This is a genomic window from Pseudonocardia sp. P1 (genome assembly GCF_000178675.2).
In the GTDB taxonomy this organism is placed as follows: domain Bacteria; phylum Actinomycetota; class Actinomycetes; order Mycobacteriales; family Pseudonocardiaceae; genus Pseudonocardia.
Genome location: NZ_ADUJ02000001.1, coordinates 1,919,536 through 1,936,525 on the forward strand (window position 1 = coordinate 1,919,536; position 16,990 = coordinate 1,936,525).

Consider the following 16,990-nt stretch of genomic DNA (forward strand, 5'->3'; position numbering starts at 1 on the left):
CACGATAGTCTCCTCGCCACGGACGGTCGTCGTGATCACATTCCACGACGGATCGCCGTCGCGACCAGGGCGTGGACCGTGTGCGCCGCTGGCCGGCGGTCGCGGTGCGAGGTGCGCCGGGCCGATGAACGAGGGAGCAGGAATGGCAGAAGGCACCGTCAAGTGGTTCAACAGCGAGAAGGGCTACGGCTTCCTCGCTCCCGACGGTGGTGGTGCAGACGTGTTCGTGCACTACTCGGCGATCCAGACCCAGGGTTACAAGACCCTCGACGAGGGCCAGCGCGTGTCGTTCGACATCGAGCAGGGCCAGAAGGGCCCGCAGGCCAGCGGCGTCACGCCGCTCTGAGCGCACCCGTCACCAGGACGGCCCGCGCGGCGACGCCCGGGCCGTGATCCACGGCGCCCGCCGTCACTCCCGGCCCAGGGCGCCGTGCATCTCCCACACCAGGATCTCCGCGCCCTCCGGGCCGGCGGTGAGCCGCCGGCCCCCGTCGTCGACGATCCTGGCCGCGTCACCGGCGTCCAGCGCCGGTGGGCCCGTGCCGTCCCCTGGGGCGACGGTCGCGGACTCCAGTCCCGCGCTCCCGCGCGCCACGAAGGCGTGCACGAACGGCGCCGCGGGCAGCGGCGCGCACTGCCCCGCCCGCAGCCGGACGACGCCGAGTGCCGCGTGCCGCTGACGCAGCGGGAGCACCGTCGCGTCCCGGTGCCGCGCCAGCCCGGACGCCAGGACGACCGTGCCGTCGTCGCCGAGTGCGTCCCGCACCTGGTACTCGGGGTCCCCGCCCGGGGCGTCGGGCACCACCCACATCTGCACGAAACGCACGCCGCGCTCCGGTGTCGCGTGCTCGGAGTGCCGCACCCCCGAGCCCGCACCGAGCCGCTGCACCGCGCCGGGGCCGACCCGCTGCAGCCGGCCGCTGCCGCTGTCGCGGTGCTCCAGCTCCCCCTCCAGCACCCAGGTGAGGATCTCGGTGTCGCGGTGCGGGTGCTCGTCGTAGCCCCGCCCCGGTGTCACCCGGTCCTCGTTGTGCAGCAGGAGCAGCCCGAAGTGGGTGTTGGCCGGGTCGTAGTGCGCGCCGGCCGAGAAGCTGTGCCGCGAGTCCAGCCAGCCGGTCGCGGTGCGGAACCGCTCACCGGCGCGGTGCAGGGTGACGTGCCGGTCGTGGTCTGTGTAGGCGCCCATCGTCGTGTCATGCTGCCCGACGTGCACCGCCCCCCGGTCGCGGCCGCGACGTTGCGCCGCCTCGAGCTCGCCTCGTCGCAGCTCGCCGGTGCGTGCCTGGCGGAGATGGAACGGCGCCGCCCGTGGTTCGCGCGGCTGCCCGCCGACCAGCGCGCGGGCGTCGCCCTGGTGACGCAGACCGGCGTCGCGAACTTCGTGTCGTGGCTCCGCGAACCCGACCGGACGACCCCGCTGACCGCCGAGGCGTTCCGGATCGCCCCGCGCGACCTGGCCCGCCGGATCAGCCTGCGCCAGACCGTCGAGCTGGTGCGGATCGCCGCCGACGTCTTCGAGCAGCACCTGCCCCCGCTCGCGGCGGACGCCGCCGAGCGCCACGAGCTGACCGAGGCGGTGCTGCGCTTCGGGCGGGAGATCGCGTTCGCGGCGGCCACCGTCTACGCCGGTGCCGCCGAGTCCCGCGGCGCGTGGGACGCCCGGCTGGAGGCCCTCGTCGTCGACGCGGTGCTGCGCGGCGACGTCGACGGGGCGCTCGTCTCCCGCGCCGCGGCGCTCGGCTGGAACCCGGCGGTCCCGGTGCAGTGCCTGGTCGGCAGCGTGCCCGGGTCCGGGTCGGAGTCGCCGCAGCTCATCGTGGAGCTGCGCAGGCTCGCGGCGCGGCTCGGGCACGAGGTGCTGGTCGGTGTGCAGGGACGACGGCTGGTCGTGCTGCTCCACGCCACCGGGCGCGCCGCCCGCGGCTCCGCGGGCGTGCTCACCGAGGTCGCCACGCACTTCGGGCCGGGGCCGGTCGTCGCCGGGCCGCCGAGCCCCGATCTCGCCGGGGCCGGGGCGGCCGTCGCCGAGGCGCTCGCCGGGCTGGCCGCGGCGCCCGGGCACCCGGACCCGCCGCGCCCCGTCGACGCCGCCGACCTGCTCCCCGAGCGCGCCCTCTGCGGCGACGCGACCGCGCGGCAACGGCTCGCCGAGGACGTCCTCGCCCCGCTGCACGACGCCGGCGGCGAGCTCCTGCGCACCCTGGCCGCCTACCTGGAGGGCGGGGCGAGCCTGGAGGGCTGCGCCCGGACGCTCTACGTGCACCCGAACACCGTCCGGTACCGGCTGCGGCGGATCGGTGAGCTCTCGGGGCTGGCGCCCACCGACCCGCGGGAGGCGTTCGTGCTGCGCGCGGCGCTGGTCGCGGACCGGATGGGCAGGGCCGGGGAGGGACTCCCGGCCGCCGGGCCGCTCATCCCGCTCGACGGCGCCGGCGACGAGGGGAGCGCCGGGACCGCGGATCGCCTGTCCGACACGCCCGGGCCGACCCCCGCCGTCGCTACCGGAACCCGGCGGTGATCGGATGGACGATGTCGTGAACCCTACAAACATCGGCGCCTACGGACCGGTAACGAGGGCTCGGTCACACCTCGCTGTTGGAGGAAACCTCCAACACGGGTGGGGCGAAGTTCGTCGTAACCGATATCCCGTCGCCGCCCCCGTGAGGTGTGTGATGTCCCGGTGATCGCCCTGCTCGCTCCCGGCCAGGGGGCCCAGACCCCCGGCATGCTCTCCCCGTGGCTGGAGGACCCGGCCGCCGAGAAGGCCGTCGCCGGCTGGTCCGACGCGGTCGGGCTGGACCTGGTCCGCCTGGGCACCACCGCGGACGCCGAGGAGATCACCGACACCGCGGTCACCCAGCCGCTGATCGTCACGCTCGGGCTGCTGGCCGCGCGACGGCTGCGGGAGACCGTGGAGCTGCCGGCGGGCACCGTCGTCGCGGGGCACTCGATCGGGGAGATCACCGCCGCCGCGATCGCGGGCGTCCTGACCGACGACGCCGCCGTCGCCCTCGCCGGGGTGCGCGGGCGTGAGATGGCCGCCGCCTGCGCCGTCACGCCGACCTCGATGGCCGCCGTCCTCGGCGGTGACGAGGAGGTCGTGCTGGCCCGGCTCACCGACCTCGGGCTGGACCCGGCCAACCGCAACGGTGCCGGTCAGATCGTCGCGGCCGGCGCGAAGGACGCGATCGCCGAGCTGGTCGCCACGCCGCCGGAGGGCGCGCGCGTCCGGGAGATCCCGGTGGCCGGCGCGTTCCACACCGCGCACATGGAGCCGGCCCGCGCCGCGCTGGAGGCGCACGCGTCGTCGGTCCGGGTCGCCGACCCCGATCTGGTGCTGCTGTCCAACGCCGACGGCGGGACGGTCACCTCGGGTGCCGCCGTGCTGGAGCGGCTGGTCGCCCAGGTGACCCGCCCGGTGCGCTGGGACCTGTGCATGGCGTCGCTGGCGGGCCACGGCGTCGGTGCGACCCTGGAGCTCCCGCCCGGCGCCACGCTGACCGGCATGGTCAAGCGGGCCGTGAAGGGCACGCCCACCCTCGCCGTCAAGACCCCCGAGCAGCTCGGCGCGGCCGCCGAGCTCGTCGCCGAACACGGAAAGTGAGTCGCATGCGTCTCTCGTCGCCCGTCACCGGGGCACGCATCCTCGGGATCGGCAGCGCCCAGCCCGAACAGGTCGTGACCAACGCCGACCTGGAGAAGCGGGTCGAGACCGACGACGCGTGGATCCGCTCGCGGGTCGGCATCGTCGAGCGCCGGATCGCCGACGCCGCGACGTCGCTCCCGGACATGGCGGTCGAGGCCGGGCGGGCCGCGCTCAAGGACGCGGGCTTCGACCCCGCCGACCTGGACGCCGTCATCGTCGCGACCTGCACCATGCCCAACCCGATCCCGAACGCCGCCGCGCAGGTCGGCACCGCGCTGGGCGCGAACGGGGTCGCCGCGTTCGACCTCAACGCCGCCTGCGCCGGCTTCTCCTACGGCCTCGGCGTCGCCTCGGACATGGTGCGGGCGGGCAGTGCGAAGCACGTGCTCGTGATCGGCGCCGAGAAGCTGTCCGACTGGATCGACTGGGACGACCGCTCGACCTGCATCATCTTCGCCGACGGCGCGGGTGCGGCCCTGGTCGGACCGGCCGAGACCGACGACGCCGTCGGGATCGGGCCGGTGAGCTGGGGCAGCGCGGGTGACCACGCGAGCACCATCCGGATCCTCGGCGAGACCACGAACAAGCTCCACCAGGAGGGCCAGGCGGTCTTCCGCTGGGCCACCACCGCGATCGCACCGATCGCCCTGGACGCGATCGAGCGGGCCGGGCTGACGCCGGCCGACATCGACGTCCTGATCCCGCACCAGGCGAACCTGCGGATCGTCGAGGCGATCGCGCGCAAGCTGCGCACCAAGGGTGCGCGGGAGGACATGGTCGTCGCCGACGACATCGTGCACTCCGGCAACACCTCGTCCGCGTCCATCCCGATGGCGCTGGACCACATGCGCGCCGCCGGCCGGGTACGGTCCGGCGACGTGCTGCTCCTCGTAGGCTTCGGCGCAGGTCTGTCCTACGCCGGACAGGTCGTCGTCTGCCCGTGACGCAGGGCAGCCGCCGTCCTGGCACCACACCCGAAACCGACCCCACCTCGCAAGGAGATACCGACCGTGGCTGACAACGCTGAGATCCTGTCCGGGCTGGCCGAGATCGTCGAGGAGGTCGCCGGCATCGACACCGCCGAGGTGACCCCGGAGAAGTCCTTCGTGGACGACCTGGACATCGACTCGCTGTCCATGGTGGAGATCGCCGTGCAGGCCGAGGACAAGTTCGGCGCCAAGATCCCGGACGACCAGCTGGCCGAGCTGAAGACCGTCGGCGACGCCGTCGACTTCATCGCCAAGCACCAGTGAGTCGTTCCGGCGCCCAGCGCGCCGGGGAAGGGGAGACACCATGACCGACGGAGTGGTCGTCACCGGTTTCGGGGCCACCACCCCGCTCGGCGGGGACGCCATGTCCACCTGGGAGGCGCTGCTCGCCGGCAAGTCCGGCGTCGGCACCACCCGCGCGGACTGGACCGAGCGCTTCGACCTGCCGGTGGGCATCTCGGCCCAGCTCGCCGTGGACCCGGCGGAGGTCCTGCCACGGGTGCAGGCCCGCCGCATGGACCGCTGCGAGCAGGTCGCGATGATCGCCGCCCGGGAGGCCTGGGCGCACTCGGGGCTCGGTGCCGTCCCCGGTGAGGACGGCGCGAGCGTCGAGGGCGAGCGGCTGGCCGTCGTGCTGGGCGCCGGCATCGGCGGGGCGCCGACGCTCCTCGCGCAGGACGACCTGCTCGAGGAGCACGGCCTGCGCAAGGTCTCGCCGCTCACCGTCCCCATGCTCATGCCGAACGGGCCGGCCGCCATGGTCAGCCTGGAGTACAAGGCCAAGGGCGGGGTCCACTCCCCCGCGTCGGCGTGCGCGACCGGGGCCGAGGCGCTCGCCTGGGCCTACCGGCTGCTGCAGGCCGGCGAGGTGGACGTCGTGCTCGCCGGTGGCGCCGAGTCCTGCATCGTGCCGATCACCGTGGCCGGGTTCGTCCAGGCGCGGACGCTGTCCACCCGCAACGACGACCCGGAGCGCGCCTCCCGGCCGTTCGACACCGGGCGGGACGGCTTCGTGCTCGGCGAGGGCGCCGGGGTGCTGGTGCTCGAGCGCGAGGAGTTCGCGAAAGCCCGCGGCGCGACCGTCCACGGCCGGTTGGCCGGGATCGGCCTCACCTCGGACGCGTACCACATCACCGGGCCCGACCCCGAGGGCGAGGGCCAGGTCCGGGCGATGCGCAAGGCCGTCACGAACGCCGGCCTGGAGCCCTCCGACGTCACCCACGTCAACTGCCACGCCACCTCCACGGTGGTCGGCGACGTCGGCGAGTCGGTGGCCGTGAAGAAGGCCCTGGGCGACCACCCGGTGCTCACCGCGCCGAAGTCGGCGCTCGGGCACCTGGTCGGCGGGGCCGGAGCGGTCGAGGGCATCATCACGATGCTGTCGGTCCGCGACGACGTCGTCCCGGCGACGCTCAACCTCACCGACAAGGACCCGAAGGTCGAGCTGGACGTGGTCTCCGGTGAGCCGCGCAAGCTCACGGTCGACGCGGCGCTGAACAACTCGTTCGGCTTCGGCGGGCACAACGCCTCGCTGCTGTTCACCAAGCCCTGAGGCACTCCCCCACGACGACGGCGGCGGCTCCGGTCCACGGAGCCGCCGCCGTCGTCGTGTGTGGTGGGGTCAGCAGGGGGCGCCGAGGATCCCGCCCGGGTCGCCCACCAGGATCCGCGGCGGCGAGCCCGCCATCGGGTAGGTGGCCTGCCAGCAGATCCGCCCGACCTGCAGGCCCGGCGGGCCGTCCTCGGGGTTCTGCACGCTCACGAAGCGCACCAGCGCCACCACGCCGCCACCCGGGGCCGGGTCGATCCGGTCCACCCGGATCGTGCCGTCGGTGGTGGTCCCGACCCCGTCCAGCCAGACGTCGCGCGGTTGCTGCTCGGCGCGTTCCGGGCTGACCACCCGGGTCCAGGTCGCGTGGTCCCGGCCGTTGATCGCGTTGAAGTAGAGCTGGACCTGTTCCAGGACCAGCTGCGCGGCCGGATGGTCCGCGGCCCCGTCGCTGATCGTGACGGTCTGGTCCCCCGCGCCGTCGTCGGGCACCCGCGGCGGCGCCGCGGCCGGTCCGACGCCGTCCGGTGAGGACCCGGACGCCGTCCAGGCGGTCCCCCCGAGCGCGACCAGTGCCACGACCAGCCCCGCGGCCACCGCAGCGGCCCGCGCGCTCATCGTTCCCCCGTGCACACGTCGTCCAGTGTGCCCGGAGGCGTCCGGGTCAGCCGACCCGGTGGGTCAGCCAGGTGACCGCGGCACCGTCACCGGCGAAGCGGAAGGACTCCAGCTCGTCGTCCCAGGCGGTGCCGAGGAGCTGGTCGAGCTGCCGGGTGAGACCCGTGCCGCCGTGCTCGGCCATCACCGCGCGCAGCTGGTCCTCGGGCAGCACGACGTCGCCGTTGGCGCTCGTGCGGCCGTGCCACATCCCGAGGCCGGGGACGTGCATGAACCGTTCACCGTCCACGCCGGGGCTCGGTTCCTCGGTCACCTCGAACCGCAGCATCGACCAGGCGCGCAGTGCCCCCGCGAGGGCCCCACCGCTGCCGGCCGGACCGCTCCACGAGCACTCGGCCCGCATCTGCCCGGACGCCACCGGCTGCGCGGACCACTCGAGAGAGACCCGCGCCCCGAGGACGCCCGAAATCGCCCACTCGACGTGCGGACAGACCGCAGTCGGCGACGAGTGGACGAACACCACTCCGCGTGTGCTCACTGCCAACCTCCGCTGTCGTCGACGAGGATCGTCTTCCCCTACGTCCTCTGTGACTTCTGCGGTGCTGCGTGGTGACGCGCGGTACGGATGTGCTGCGTGTGGGTGTGAGGGCGACCTCCGGGTCAGGTGGGACCGTGGCATCACTCTGCCGCATTCCGTCCCGGGCGGCCACCCCGACACGACTTACGGGTGAACCGCCGACGGCGTGTCGCGGCCCGGCGCGCGGGTCACGCGGTGTAGGTGGCGATCATCGCACCGGACGCCGGATCCACCGTCTCCGAGCGGACCAGATCGCCCCGGTCGGCGAGGACGTCGAGGTGCGCACCGGTCTCCAGGACGGCCAGCATCCGGTTGAACAGGTCCATGTCGTCGAACCGGTGCTCGCGGCGGGTCCAGCGCAGCACCCGGGCCACGTCCTGGGCGGTCGGTGCGCCCGCGACGACGGCGTCCCGGCTCTGGGTGAGCCGCACGTCGTGGTGCGCGAGCAGCTCGTCGACCCGGGCGTGCACCCGGCCGCCGATCGCACCGTGCGCGGGCAGCAGGCCGGCGTCGGGCAGCGAGCGGACCAGCCGCAGCGAGTCGAGGAACTGACCGAGCGGGCTGTCCACGATGGTCGGCTGCAGCCCGATCGACGGGGTGATCCGCGGCAGGACGTGGTCACCGGCGAAGAAGAGCTCGTTCTCGGCGTCGGTGAAGACGAGGTGCCCGCGGGTGTGCCCGGGCGTCTCGACGGCGGTGAGGGTGCGGGTGCCGGACTGGTCCCCGACGGCGATCGCCGCCCGGTCGGCGATCCACTCGTCGGGCGCCTCCCACTCCTCGGGCACCGGCCGCGGCCACGGACCGCTGCGGCCGATCTCCTCGACGATGTCCGCGGCGCCGCACCGCAGCAGCCGGGTCCGCTCGGGCTCGCGCTCGGCGCGGTCCGGGGAGGCGATGATGTCGAGGTTCGGCTTCTCCCCCGCCCCCAGCAGGACCCGGGCGCCGTACTCGCGGCGCAGGATCGACGCGAGCGTGTAGTGGTCCCGGTGGGCGTGGGTGATGAGGAACCGTCGGACGTCGCCGAACCCGGAACCGAGGGCGGCGAGCGCCTTCCCCAGCAGGTCACGGGACTCGTCGATGGCCCAGCCGGAGTCCACCAGGGTCCAGCCGTCGGCGTCGGCGATCGCGTAGACGTTGACGGCGCGCAGGCCGTCCTGGGGCAGTGGCAGCGGGATCCGGTACACCCCGGGCGCGCAGCGGAACACGCCGGGCGCGGTCCAGTCGCCGTCGGGATCGTCGTCGGTCACGGTCGGGAGGCTCACCCCTCGACCCTAGATCGTTGCCGTTGCTAGCGGGTGAAGGCGTCCTCCCCCGGCTCGTGCGCCGCGAACATCTCCTCGCCGTAGTGCTCCCGGAAGGTGGTCAGGACGTCGTCGAGCGGGAGGTCGTGGAACGTGCCGCGGTCGTGCTCGTAGCTCATGTAGCGGGCACCGGCGCCGTCGTAGGCGTGCATCAGGGCGTCGTCGGTGCCGTCGAACGCGATCGGCTCGACGCCGAAGCGGGCGCACAGCTCGGCGTTGAACGCCGGGGTGGCCTTGCGCCAGGCGCCGTCGAGCCACAGCGCGGTGTAGCCGTGCCAGACGAACAGGTCCGCCCCGCCCATCCGGTCCCGCAGCCGTGGGGTGTTGAGGTGGTTGCGGACGTCGGCGAAGCCGAGCCGGGCCGGGATCCCGGCGGCACGGGCGGCCGCGGTGAGCAGCACCGCCTTGGGCACGCACCAGTTGCCCTGCTGCCCGGCGACCCGGCTCGCGCGGTACGCCTCCGGGTCGGTGACGACGCAGAACGGGTCGTACCAGATCTCGTCGCGGACGGCCTCGAACAACGACGCGGCCCGCGCGCGGGGGTCGTCGAGCCCCGCGGTCACCCGGGCGGCGAAGGCCCGCACCGCGGGGGCGTCCGAGTCCGTGAACCGGCCCGGTTCCAGGTCCCGTGCAGCCGGCTCGTGCGTCCCGGTCGATGGTTCCGGTGGGGACACCGTCGTCCTCCCCTCTCGTGTGGTCGCGACCCTACGCGGGCCCCTGAATCTCACCGTACGTAGGCGTTCGAGCACCCTGCGCCGATCTTCGGCGCGGAGTCCACCCGAGGGTGGGACATGATCGCACCGGGAGTGTGGCCGGTTCCGCGCTACCGTCCCTGCGTTCGCTGATCACGATGGTCGGCCGCGGGGGCGCGGTACGGCGGAGGAGGGGCGCACGCATGGGGGCAGGGATCCCGGAGCAACGGTCCGGGCAGGACGCGCCGTTCCTCACCGTGGCAGAGGTGGCCGAGCGGATGCGGGTGTCGCGGATGACGGTGTACCGGCTGGTGCACTCCGGCGAGCTGCCCGCGGTGCGGTTCGGCCGGTCGTTCCGGGTGCCACCGGAGTCGGTGGAGACGTTGATCGAGTCGGCCCGCTACACGGGGAGCTGAGCGCCACCGATGCTGCCCACCGACGCCGCCTCCGCGCGGCGGGTGGCCGGTACCTACGACACGCCGGAGGCTGACGCCGAGCGGGTCCGGGCCCGGTCGTTGCTGGCCGCGGATCCCGGCGAGCGGATCCTGCTCGTCGGGACCGGGCCGGGGCACCTGCTCGCGGAGCTCGCCACCGCGTGCGGTCCCGGCGTGCAGGGCGTCGATCCCGACCCGGTGATGGTGACGCTCGCCCGGCGACGGTGCGGGCCCGCGGCCGTCGTCGAGCAGCGGGCGCTCGGTGGTCCCCGGTCGCTGCCCGACGGGCCGTTCGACGCCGTCGCCTGCCTGCAGGTGCTGGAGTTCCTGACCGACACCCGTGCGGCCGTGGCGGAGCTGTACCGGGTGCTGCGCCCGGGCGGGCGCCTGCTGGTGCTCGACACCGACTGGACCTCGCTGCACTGGCCGGGTCACGGTCAGGACCGGCACCGCCGCGTCCGGGACGCCTGGTGCACGACGATGCCGCGGCCGCGCCTGCCGCACGAGCTGGGTCCGCTGCTGCGCGCGGCCGGGTTCGCCGACGAGTGGGCCGAGCGCGCGACGATGCGCGGGCCGGCCTCCACCGGTTACGGCGCGGAGCTGCGCGAGATGGTCGCCGCCGCCGCGCCCGGGCGGTGCGGGCTCACCCGGGCCGAGGTCGACGCCTGGGCGGACGGTGTCGCCGCGTGTGCGGACGAGCCGTTCTCGGTGGACCGGTGGTTCCTGGGCGCCCGGCGGCCTGGCGGGACCCGAGCATGATCGGGCAGCATCGGCGCCCGTGAGCAGTACGCCAGACGCACGGGTCCCGGCCCGGGTCCGGATCGGGCAGCGGCCCGACCACGTCCGCTGGTTCCGGGTGGTGCCCCGGACCGGGGAGTGGGTCAACTTCGCGCCACCCGGGATGACACGCGACGACTACGAGGTCGACTGGGTGATGCACTGGGCCGTCGACCCCGACGACGGCGACCAGCCGGACGTCACGATCGAGATCCAGCTCGTCGACCCGGAGGGCTGAGCGCCGGTCAGCGGAAGCCGTGACTGGTGATCGCGGCGGGGCCGCCGCGGCGGACGGCGTCGAGGACCGCCCGCTCGTGCGGCACGGTGTCGACCGGCAGCGCGGCCAGCGGGAACCAGTCCAGCCCGGCGGTCTTGCCGGTCTCGGCCGCGTGCGGCTCGCCCGTCCAGCGGCGGGCGGTGAAGAAGAAGTCGACGCGTTCGTCGACCGGATCGCCGTTGCGCTGCGTCCGGTGCACGGCGGTCAGCGGCAGCAGGTCGGCCGGGTCGATCGTGACGCCGAGCTCCTCGCGGGCCTCCCGGACGGCCGCGGCGGGCGCGTCCTCACCCTCCTCGACGTGACCGGCCGCGGCGGCGGCCCAGTGGCCGTCCATGAACCCGGTGTTCGCACGCAGCTGCAGGAGCACCTCGGTGCGCTCGCCGTCGCCGCGCAGCAGCAGGACGTAGGACGCGGGGACCACCCGGTAGCGATCGGTCACGGCACCGACCCTAGGCGGGACCCGGCGCGGGACCCGGCGCGGGACCCGGCGCGGGATTCGGCGCGGGATTCGGCGCGGGATTCGAGAAGGACCCCGAACCTCGTCGCAACGCCGGGGTAACGGGGTGCGCCTACCGTCCCTGCGATGGCGGTGCGGGACGAGGAGCGCAGGGCGGTCGGTGACCGGCTCGGGATGGTTCCGCCACGCGGGTCGGAGCTGAGGTTCCGCACGGTGCACGGCTACCGGCGGGCGTTCCGCGTCGCCGGGTCCGGGCCGCCGATCGTGCTCGTGCACGGCATCGGCGACAGCTCCGCGACCTGGGAGGCCGTCCTCCCGGCACTGGCCCGCCGGTTCCTGGTGATCGCCCCGGACCTGCTCGGACACGGTCACTCGGACAAGCCGCGCGCCGACTACTCGGTCGCGGCGTACGCCAACGGGATCCGTGACCTGCTCGGGGTTCTCGGCGTACCGCGCGCGACGCTGGTCGGGCACTCGCTCGGCGGCGGCGTCGCGATGCAGTTCGCCTACCAGTACCCCGACCGCACCGAGCGCCTCGTGCTCGTCGGCAGCGGCGGCGCGGGCCCGGAGGTGACGCCGTTGCTGCGGGCCGTCAGCCTGCCCGGTGCGCAGGCGGCGCTCGCCGCGCTGCAGCTGCCGCCGGTGCGGTGGCAGGCCGGGCTCGTCCTGGACCTGCTCCGGGTGCTCGGTGCCGATCTCGGACGGGACGCGACCGACCTGCTCCGGCTGATCGACGCGCTGCCGGACGCGACGTCGCGGGCCGCGTTCATCCGGACGCTGCGGGCGGTCGTCGACTGGCGCGGGCAGGTCGTCACGATGCTCGACCGCTGCTACCTGACCCGCGGGATGCCGACGATGCTGGTGTGGGGCGGGCGGGACGCCGTGGTGCCCGTCGAGCACGGCTACACCGCGCACCGGGCGATGCCGGGCAGCCGGCTGGAAGTGTTCGACGACGCCGGGCACTTCCCGTTCCACTCCGACCCGGCCCGGTTCGTCGGGCTGCTGGAGGAGTTCCTCGACTCGACCGAACCCGCCCGATGGAGCCCGGAGCAGTGGCGCCAGCTGTTGCGCTGCCCGGCCCCCGTCCCGGCGCGGCCCGGACCGGTGTCCGCGACCTGACCGCTCCCAGGCCGGCCGCTCGCTCAGTGGAGGATGCCGAGCCACCGGGACGCACAGGCGTGGCAGGCGCCGTACGTGGTGTCGTCGCGAGGCACCTGGCGCAGGCAGAACGGGCAGTGCACCAGCCGGCGGCGGGCCCGGCGCAGCAGGCGGTCGCGGACGTCGCGGACCGCCGCCGCCTGCTCGTCGTCCGGGTCGGTGCACCCGGCGAGCCCCCGGACCTCCTCCTCCTCGACCGGGTCCAGGACCGGCAGGTGCCCGTCCCACCGGGTGCGGGGACGGGCGAGGCGGGGCGGCCCGTACGGGGCCAGCCCGAGCATCAGCTGGGCGGGTTCCCCCGCGACGAACCAGTCGACGTCCGGCCCCGCCCCCGGCACGGGCAGGCCGGCCGAGCGCAGGTCGGCGTCGGTCCAGCCGCCCGCCCGCAGCTCGGCGGGGGTGAGCCCGAAGTGCCGCAGGCCGTCGGCGGGGAGGTCGAGGTCGCGCAGCTCGGACGGCGAGGGGACGCCGACGAACACCCGTCCGCGGGCGGGTGGGTCGTCGTCCCCGGCCGGAGGGGTCCCGCCGTCGCCGGAGGCGGGTCGCCACGGTGCCGCGACCAGCAGGGCGAGGACCCGCGGGTCGATGCCGAGCCGCCGGGCGAGCTCGTGCGTGTGGTCCTGCACCGGTGGTTCCCCTCCCTGTCCCCGGGGTTCCGCCGCGGGGCCTCGCGACGCGCCACGGGGCGGCACCGGAGTCGTCCGGTACCGCCCCGCGGTGTCGTGCCGGGTGTCAGCTGCAGCCGCTGGTGGAGCCGCAGCCCTCGCAGAGGTAGCAGGACCCCGCCGGCCGCATCTTCGTCCCGCAGGTCATGCACAGCGGGGCGTCCGCGGCCTTGCCCAGCCGCAGCTCCAGCAACTCGGTGGAGCTGCCGACCTCGGCCGGAGCCGGCTCGACGCCGGCCTCGTCCTTCTTCTCGGACGTGGGCACGGAGGACCGGAACTCCTCCATGTCCAGGTTCTCCGAGCCCGAGCCGTAGTCGCTCTCGACCTGGGCCGACCGCTCGTCCGAGGAGAAGATCCCCAGCTGGACCCGCTTCTCGTAGGGCAGGTGGTCCAGCGCGAGACGGCGGAACAGGTAGTCCAGCACCGAGGTCGCGATCCGGACGTCCGGGTCGTCGGTCATGCCGGCCGGCTCGAACCGCAGGTTGGAGAACTTCGAGACGTAGAACTCGAGCGGGATGCCGTACTGCAGCCCCACCGAGATCGACATCGAGAAGGCGTCCATCACGCCGGCGAGCGTCGAGCCCTGCTTGCCGAGCTTGACGAAGATCTCGCCGAGCCCGTCGTCGGGGTAGCTGCCCGCGGTCAGGTAGCCCTCGGCACCGCCGACGGTGAAGGACACCGTCTCGCTGGGGCGCTTCTTCGGGAGCCGCTTGCGGATGGGCCGCTGCTCGACGACGACCTTCGGCTCCGCCTCGGCCGTCTTCTCGCCGGAGCCGCCCTTGCCGGCGGACAGCGGCTGGCCGACCTTGCAGTTGTCGCGGTAGATCGCGAGTGCCTTGAGGCCGAGCCGCCACCCCTCGAGGTAGATCCGCTCGACGTCCTCGACGGTGGCCCGCTCGGGCATGTTCACCGTCTTGGAGATCGCACCGGACAGGAACGGCTGGGCCGCCGCCATCATCCGGACGTGTCCCATCGGCGCGATCGACCGCTCGCCCATGGCGCAGTCGAACACCTCGTAGTGCTCGGGCCGCATGCCCGGGGCGTCGACGACGTGGCCGTGCTCGGCGACGTACTCGACGATCGCCTCGGCCTGCTCGGCCTGGTAGCCGAGGTTGTCCAGCGCCCGGCGCACCGACTGGTTGACGATCTGCATGGAGCCGCCGCCGACCAGCTTCTTGAACTTGACCAGCGCCAGGTCCGGCTCGATGCCGGTCGTGTCGCAGTCCATCATCAGGCCGATCGTGCCGGTCGGTGCCAGCACGGAGGCCTGGGCGTTGCGCCAGCCGTTCGCCTCGCCGATCTCCTGGCACTGCTTCCAGGTCAGCGTGGCGAGCTTCTGGATCGCGGTGGACGCCGCGAAGGTGCGGATCCCGTCGTTCGCGGCCGCGTGCTTGCGGATCACCCGCTGGTGCGCCTCGGCGTTGCGGGCGTAGCCCTCGTACGGGCCGACGACACCGGCGAGCTCCGCGGAGCGCTTGTACGCGGCACCGGTCATGAGGGAGGTGATCGCGCCGGCCAGCGCGCGGCCGCCCTCCGAGTCGTATGCGTGCCCGGTCGCCATGAGCAGCGCGCCGAGGTTCGCATAGCCGATGCCGAGCTGCCGGAACTTCCGGGTGGTGTCCGCGATCGGGTCGGTCGGGAAGTCCGCGAAGCAGATGGAGATGTCCATCGCCGTGATGATCAGCTCGACGGCCTTGGCGAAGGTCTCGGCGTCGAACCGGTCGTCGGCGTCGAGGAACTTCAGCAGGTTCAGCGACGCGAGGTTGCAGCTGGAGTTGTCCAGGTGCATGTACTCCGAGCACGGGTTCGACGCGGTGATCCGGCCCGACTCCGGGCACGTGTGCCAGTCGTTGATCGTGCCGTCGTACTGGATACCGGGGTCGGCGCAGTTCCAGGCGGCCTCGGCGATGCCGTGGAAGAGCTTGCGGGCGTCGACGGTGTCGATCACCTCGCCGGTCATCCGGGCGCGCAGGCCGAACTCGGTGTCCTCCTCGACGGCGCGCATGAACTCGTCGGAGACCCGGATCGAGTTGTTGGCGTTCTGGTACTGCACCGAGGTGATGTCGGAACCGCCGAGGTCCATGTCGAAGCCGGCGTCGCGCAGCACGCGGACCTTGGCCTCCTCCTTGGCCTTGGTCTCGACGAACTCCTCGACGTCGGGGTGGTCGACGTCGAGGACGACCATCTTCGCCGCCCGGCGGGTCGCGCCCCCGGACTTGATCGTCCCGGCGGAGGCGTCCGCACCGCGCATGAAGGAGACCGGGCCCGACGCGGTGCCGCCGGAGGACAGCAGCTCCTTCGACGACCGGATGCGGGAGAGGTTCAGACCGGCACCGGAGCCGCCCTTGAAGATCAGGCCCTCCTCCCGGTACCAGTTCAGGATCGACTCCATCGTGTCGTCGACCGACAGGATGAAGCAGGCGCTGACCTGCTGCGGGCTGGGCGTGCCGACGTTGAACCACACCGGCGAGTTGAAGCTGAACACCTGGTGGATCAGCATCCAGGTCAGCTCGTGGTCGAACACCTCGGCGTCGGCGTCCGTGGCGAAGTAGCCGTTCTCGACCCCGGCCCGCCGGTAGGTCCCGACGACGCGCTCGACGAGCTGCTTGAGGCTGGACTCCCGCGTCTCGGAGCCGACCGCACCGCGGAAGTACTTGCTCGTGACGATGTTGGTGGCGTTCACCGACCAGGACGACGGGAACTCCACGCCGCGCTGCTCGAAGTTGACCGTGCCGTCACGCCAGTTCGTCATGACGACGTCCCGGCGCTCCCACTCGACCTGCTCGTACGGGTGGACGCCCTCGGTGGTGAAGACGCGCGGCACGGTCAGGCCACGGCGCTTCGCGCCGGCCTTGCCCCGGCCGCGGGCGGCCTTCGGGGCCTCCCCCGCGCCGTTCGTGCTCTCGCTCCCGGTGCCTGTCGTCGGGCCCCCGACGGTCTCGGTCATGAACTGCCTCCGCATCCGACGTCCTCTGCCCGCCCGCGCGCTGGGGTGCGCGGGCGTTCCCCGGACGGTGCCGTGCACCGTCCCCCTTCCGGTCCTGCCGACGTGGCTCCCGCGGTGCCGGTGTGCGCGCCCCCTGGTGCCCGCACCGGTCCGATCGGTCGCCCGGTTCAGCCGTCCCGGTTGCCGGCCGCGTCGTCGGCTGCTTCCCCGGCAGCCGCCGTACGCAGATCGGCGATCTCCTTCTCGAAGTCCTCGATGGAGGAGAAGGACCGGTAGACGCTCGCGAACCGCAGGTACGCGACCTCGTCGAGATCGCGCAACGGTCCGAGGATCGCCAGCCCCACCTCGTGGCTGGGAATCTCGGCCGCCCCGCGGGCACGCACCGTCTCCTCGACCCTGTGGGCGAGCTGCTGCAGGTCGTCCTCGTCGACCGGCCGGCCCTGACACGCCCGCCGAACCCCTCCGACCACCTTCTGGCGGCTGAAGGGCTCGCTCACCCCGCTGCGCTTGACGACGGCGAGCACGGTCTCCTCGACCGTGGTGAACCGGCGACCGCACGCGGTGCAGGACCGGCGACGGCGGGTACACGTCCCGTCGTCGGCGGTCCGGGAATCGATCACCCGCGAGTCCGGGTGGCGGCAGAAGGGGCAACGCACGACGTACCCACCCTCTTTCTCCCGCGACCTACCGGAGACTCTCCGCGATGACCTGTTCCCCAACCCGTGGGAGAACGACACCAATGTAACCCCTACATCTAGGGGTGCGCCATCCCAGGGGCGGCGCGGCGCCGAGCTTCGCCCGATCGGGACCCGAAGCCTCGCACACCGGCTCCCGGCCCCCGCCGACAGCAACCGATCATGAACGGATGCATACGCCCTGATCAGGTCGTGCACGCCGGCGCCG

General features: G+C 73.7%; 19 protein-coding genes. 10 read left to right on the plus strand and 9 right to left on the minus strand.

Annotated features, from left to right (window positions below):
• The first annotated feature begins 142 nt into the window (after window positions 1–142).
• Window positions 143–346 (plus strand): cold-shock protein, encoded by a 204-nt coding sequence (locus tag PP1_RS08355; RefSeq protein ID WP_010227688.1) that lies wholly within the window; start codon window positions 143–145, stop codon window positions 344–346.
• 63 nt (window positions 347–409) lie between these two features.
• Here PP1_RS08355 and PP1_RS08360 read toward each other — a convergent pair whose 3' ends face one another.
• The gene (locus PP1_RS08360; RefSeq protein WP_050802313.1) at window positions 410–1,186 is read right to left on the minus strand and encodes a pirin family protein; all 777 of its coding nucleotides are present in this window, start codon (window positions 1,184–1,186) and stop codon (window positions 410–412) included.
• 9 nt (window positions 1,187–1,195) lie between these two features.
• Between PP1_RS08360 and PP1_RS08365 the strand changes: the two genes are divergently transcribed.
• From PP1_RS08365 to PP1_RS08385, 5 genes are all read left to right on the plus strand, one after another.
• On the plus strand, window positions 1,196–2,518 hold the full coding sequence (locus tag PP1_RS08365) for a PucR family transcriptional regulator (protein ID WP_075314064.1): 1,323 nt from the start codon (window positions 1,196–1,198) through the stop codon (window positions 2,516–2,518).
• A 162-nt stretch (window positions 2,519–2,680) separates the two neighbouring features.
• Window positions 2,681–3,604 carry an ACP S-malonyltransferase gene (locus PP1_RS08370; RefSeq protein WP_010231567.1) on the plus strand — a complete coding sequence of 308 codons (924 nt, stop codon included), beginning with the start codon at window positions 2,681–2,683 and terminating at the stop codon, window positions 3,602–3,604.
• 5 nt (window positions 3,605–3,609) lie between these two features.
• Window positions 3,610–4,590, plus strand: a complete 981-nt coding sequence (locus PP1_RS08375; RefSeq protein WP_010231569.1) for a beta-ketoacyl-ACP synthase III — start codon at window positions 3,610–3,612, stop codon at window positions 4,588–4,590.
• A 66-nt stretch (window positions 4,591–4,656) separates the two neighbouring features.
• Complete coding sequence (locus PP1_RS08380) at window positions 4,657–4,899, plus strand: acyl carrier protein (protein WP_010231572.1); 243 nt, start codon at window positions 4,657–4,659, stop codon at window positions 4,897–4,899.
• Window positions 4,900–4,939: 40 nt separating this feature from the next.
• The gene (locus PP1_RS08385) at window positions 4,940–6,187 is read left to right on the plus strand and encodes a beta-ketoacyl-[acyl-carrier-protein] synthase family protein (protein ID WP_029239605.1); all 1,248 of its coding nucleotides are present in this window, start codon (window positions 4,940–4,942) and stop codon (window positions 6,185–6,187) included.
• 69 nt (window positions 6,188–6,256) lie between these two features.
• Here PP1_RS08385 and PP1_RS08390 read toward each other — a convergent pair whose 3' ends face one another.
• From PP1_RS08390 to PP1_RS08405, 4 genes are all read right to left on the minus strand, one after another.
• Complete coding sequence (locus PP1_RS08390) at window positions 6,257–6,802, minus strand: hypothetical protein (RefSeq protein ID WP_010231577.1); 546 nt, start codon at window positions 6,800–6,802, stop codon at window positions 6,257–6,259.
• Window positions 6,803–6,848: 46 nt separating this feature from the next.
• A complete protein-coding gene (locus tag PP1_RS08395) occupies window positions 6,849–7,340 on the minus strand; it encodes a DUF3145 domain-containing protein (protein WP_029239606.1) in 492 nt (163 codons plus the stop codon).
• Between the two features lie 227 nt (window positions 7,341–7,567).
• Window positions 7,568–8,641 (minus strand): MBL fold metallo-hydrolase, encoded by a 1,074-nt coding sequence (locus PP1_RS08400; protein WP_010231581.1) that lies wholly within the window; start codon window positions 8,639–8,641, stop codon window positions 7,568–7,570.
• A gap of 26 nt (window positions 8,642–8,667) precedes the next feature.
• Window positions 8,668–9,354, minus strand: a complete 687-nt coding sequence (locus tag PP1_RS08405; protein WP_010231583.1) for a transglutaminase-like domain-containing protein — start codon at window positions 9,352–9,354, stop codon at window positions 8,668–8,670.
• A 221-nt stretch (window positions 9,355–9,575) separates the two neighbouring features.
• Between PP1_RS08405 and PP1_RS08410 the strand changes: the two genes are divergently transcribed.
• From PP1_RS08410 to PP1_RS08420, 3 genes are read left to right on the plus strand one after another with little or no spacing between them, the layout of a single operon-like run.
• Entirely contained in the window at window positions 9,576–9,788 is a 213-nt protein-coding gene (locus PP1_RS08410; RefSeq protein ID WP_010231584.1) for a helix-turn-helix domain-containing protein, read from the plus strand.
• A gap of 9 nt (window positions 9,789–9,797) precedes the next feature.
• The gene (locus tag PP1_RS08415) at window positions 9,798–10,565 is read left to right on the plus strand and encodes a methyltransferase domain-containing protein (protein ID WP_010231585.1); all 768 of its coding nucleotides are present in this window, start codon (window positions 9,798–9,800) and stop codon (window positions 10,563–10,565) included.
• Window positions 10,566–10,584: 19 nt separating this feature from the next.
• A complete protein-coding gene (locus PP1_RS08420; RefSeq protein ID WP_010231586.1) occupies window positions 10,585–10,821 on the plus strand; it encodes a hypothetical protein in 237 nt (78 codons plus the stop codon).
• A 7-nt stretch (window positions 10,822–10,828) separates the two neighbouring features.
• On the opposite strand, the gene PP1_RS08425 is transcribed toward PP1_RS08420, so the two are convergent.
• Window positions 10,829–11,299, minus strand: coding sequence for an NUDIX hydrolase (locus PP1_RS08425; RefSeq protein WP_010231587.1), 471 nt, complete (start codon window positions 11,297–11,299; stop codon window positions 10,829–10,831).
• A 144-nt stretch (window positions 11,300–11,443) separates the two neighbouring features.
• Between PP1_RS08425 and PP1_RS08430 the strand changes: the two genes are divergently transcribed.
• Complete coding sequence (locus PP1_RS08430) at window positions 11,444–12,436, plus strand: alpha/beta fold hydrolase (RefSeq protein ID WP_010231588.1); 993 nt, start codon at window positions 11,444–11,446, stop codon at window positions 12,434–12,436.
• Between the two features lie 23 nt (window positions 12,437–12,459).
• Here PP1_RS08430 and PP1_RS08435 read toward each other — a convergent pair whose 3' ends face one another.
• The 3 genes from PP1_RS08435 to nrdR all read right to left on the minus strand — a co-directional run bounded on the left by PP1_RS08435 (window position 12,460) and on the right by nrdR (window position 16,743).
• On the minus strand, window positions 12,460–13,101 hold the full coding sequence (locus tag PP1_RS08435; protein ID WP_010231589.1) for a hypothetical protein: 642 nt from the start codon (window positions 13,099–13,101) through the stop codon (window positions 12,460–12,462).
• Window positions 13,102–13,207: 106 nt separating this feature from the next.
• Window positions 13,208–16,087 (minus strand): vitamin B12-dependent ribonucleotide reductase, encoded by a 2,880-nt coding sequence (locus PP1_RS08440; RefSeq protein ID WP_029239608.1) that lies wholly within the window; start codon window positions 16,085–16,087, stop codon window positions 13,208–13,210.
• A gap of 167 nt (window positions 16,088–16,254) precedes the next feature.
• Window positions 16,255–16,743: a transcriptional regulator NrdR gene (gene nrdR / locus PP1_RS08445; RefSeq protein WP_029239609.1), complete on the minus strand. Its 489-nt coding sequence runs from the start codon at window positions 16,741–16,743 to the stop codon at window positions 16,255–16,257.
• Window positions 16,744–16,990 lie beyond the last annotated feature (247 nt).

Coding starts and splice junctions, on each gene's coding strand:
- PP1_RS08355 (WP_010227688.1), top strand. CDS start 143: ATGGCAGAAGGCACCGTCAAGTGGTTCAACAGCGAGAAGGGCTACGGC.
- PP1_RS08360 (WP_050802313.1), bottom strand. CDS start 1,186: ATGGGCGCCTACACAGACCACGACCGGCACGTCACCCTGCACCGCGCC.
- PP1_RS08365 (WP_075314064.1), top strand. CDS start 1,196: ATGCTGCCCGACGTGCACCGCCCCCCGGTCGCGGCCGCGACGTTGCGC.
- PP1_RS08375 (WP_010231569.1), top strand. CDS start 3,610: ATGCGTCTCTCGTCGCCCGTCACCGGGGCACGCATCCTCGGGATCGGC.
- PP1_RS08385 (WP_029239605.1), top strand. CDS start 4,940: ATGACCGACGGAGTGGTCGTCACCGGTTTCGGGGCCACCACCCCGCTC.
- PP1_RS08390 (WP_010231577.1), bottom strand. CDS start 6,802: ATGAGCGCGCGGGCCGCTGCGGTGGCCGCGGGGCTGGTCGTGGCACTG.
- PP1_RS08410 (WP_010231584.1), top strand. CDS start 9,576: ATGGGGGCAGGGATCCCGGAGCAACGGTCCGGGCAGGACGCGCCGTTC.
- PP1_RS08415 (WP_010231585.1), top strand. CDS start 9,798: ATGCTGCCCACCGACGCCGCCTCCGCGCGGCGGGTGGCCGGTACCTAC.
- PP1_RS08430 (WP_010231588.1), top strand. CDS start 11,444: ATGGCGGTGCGGGACGAGGAGCGCAGGGCGGTCGGTGACCGGCTCGGG.
- PP1_RS08440 (WP_029239608.1), bottom strand. CDS start 16,087: ATGACCGAGACCGTCGGGGGCCCGACGACAGGCACCGGGAGCGAGAGC.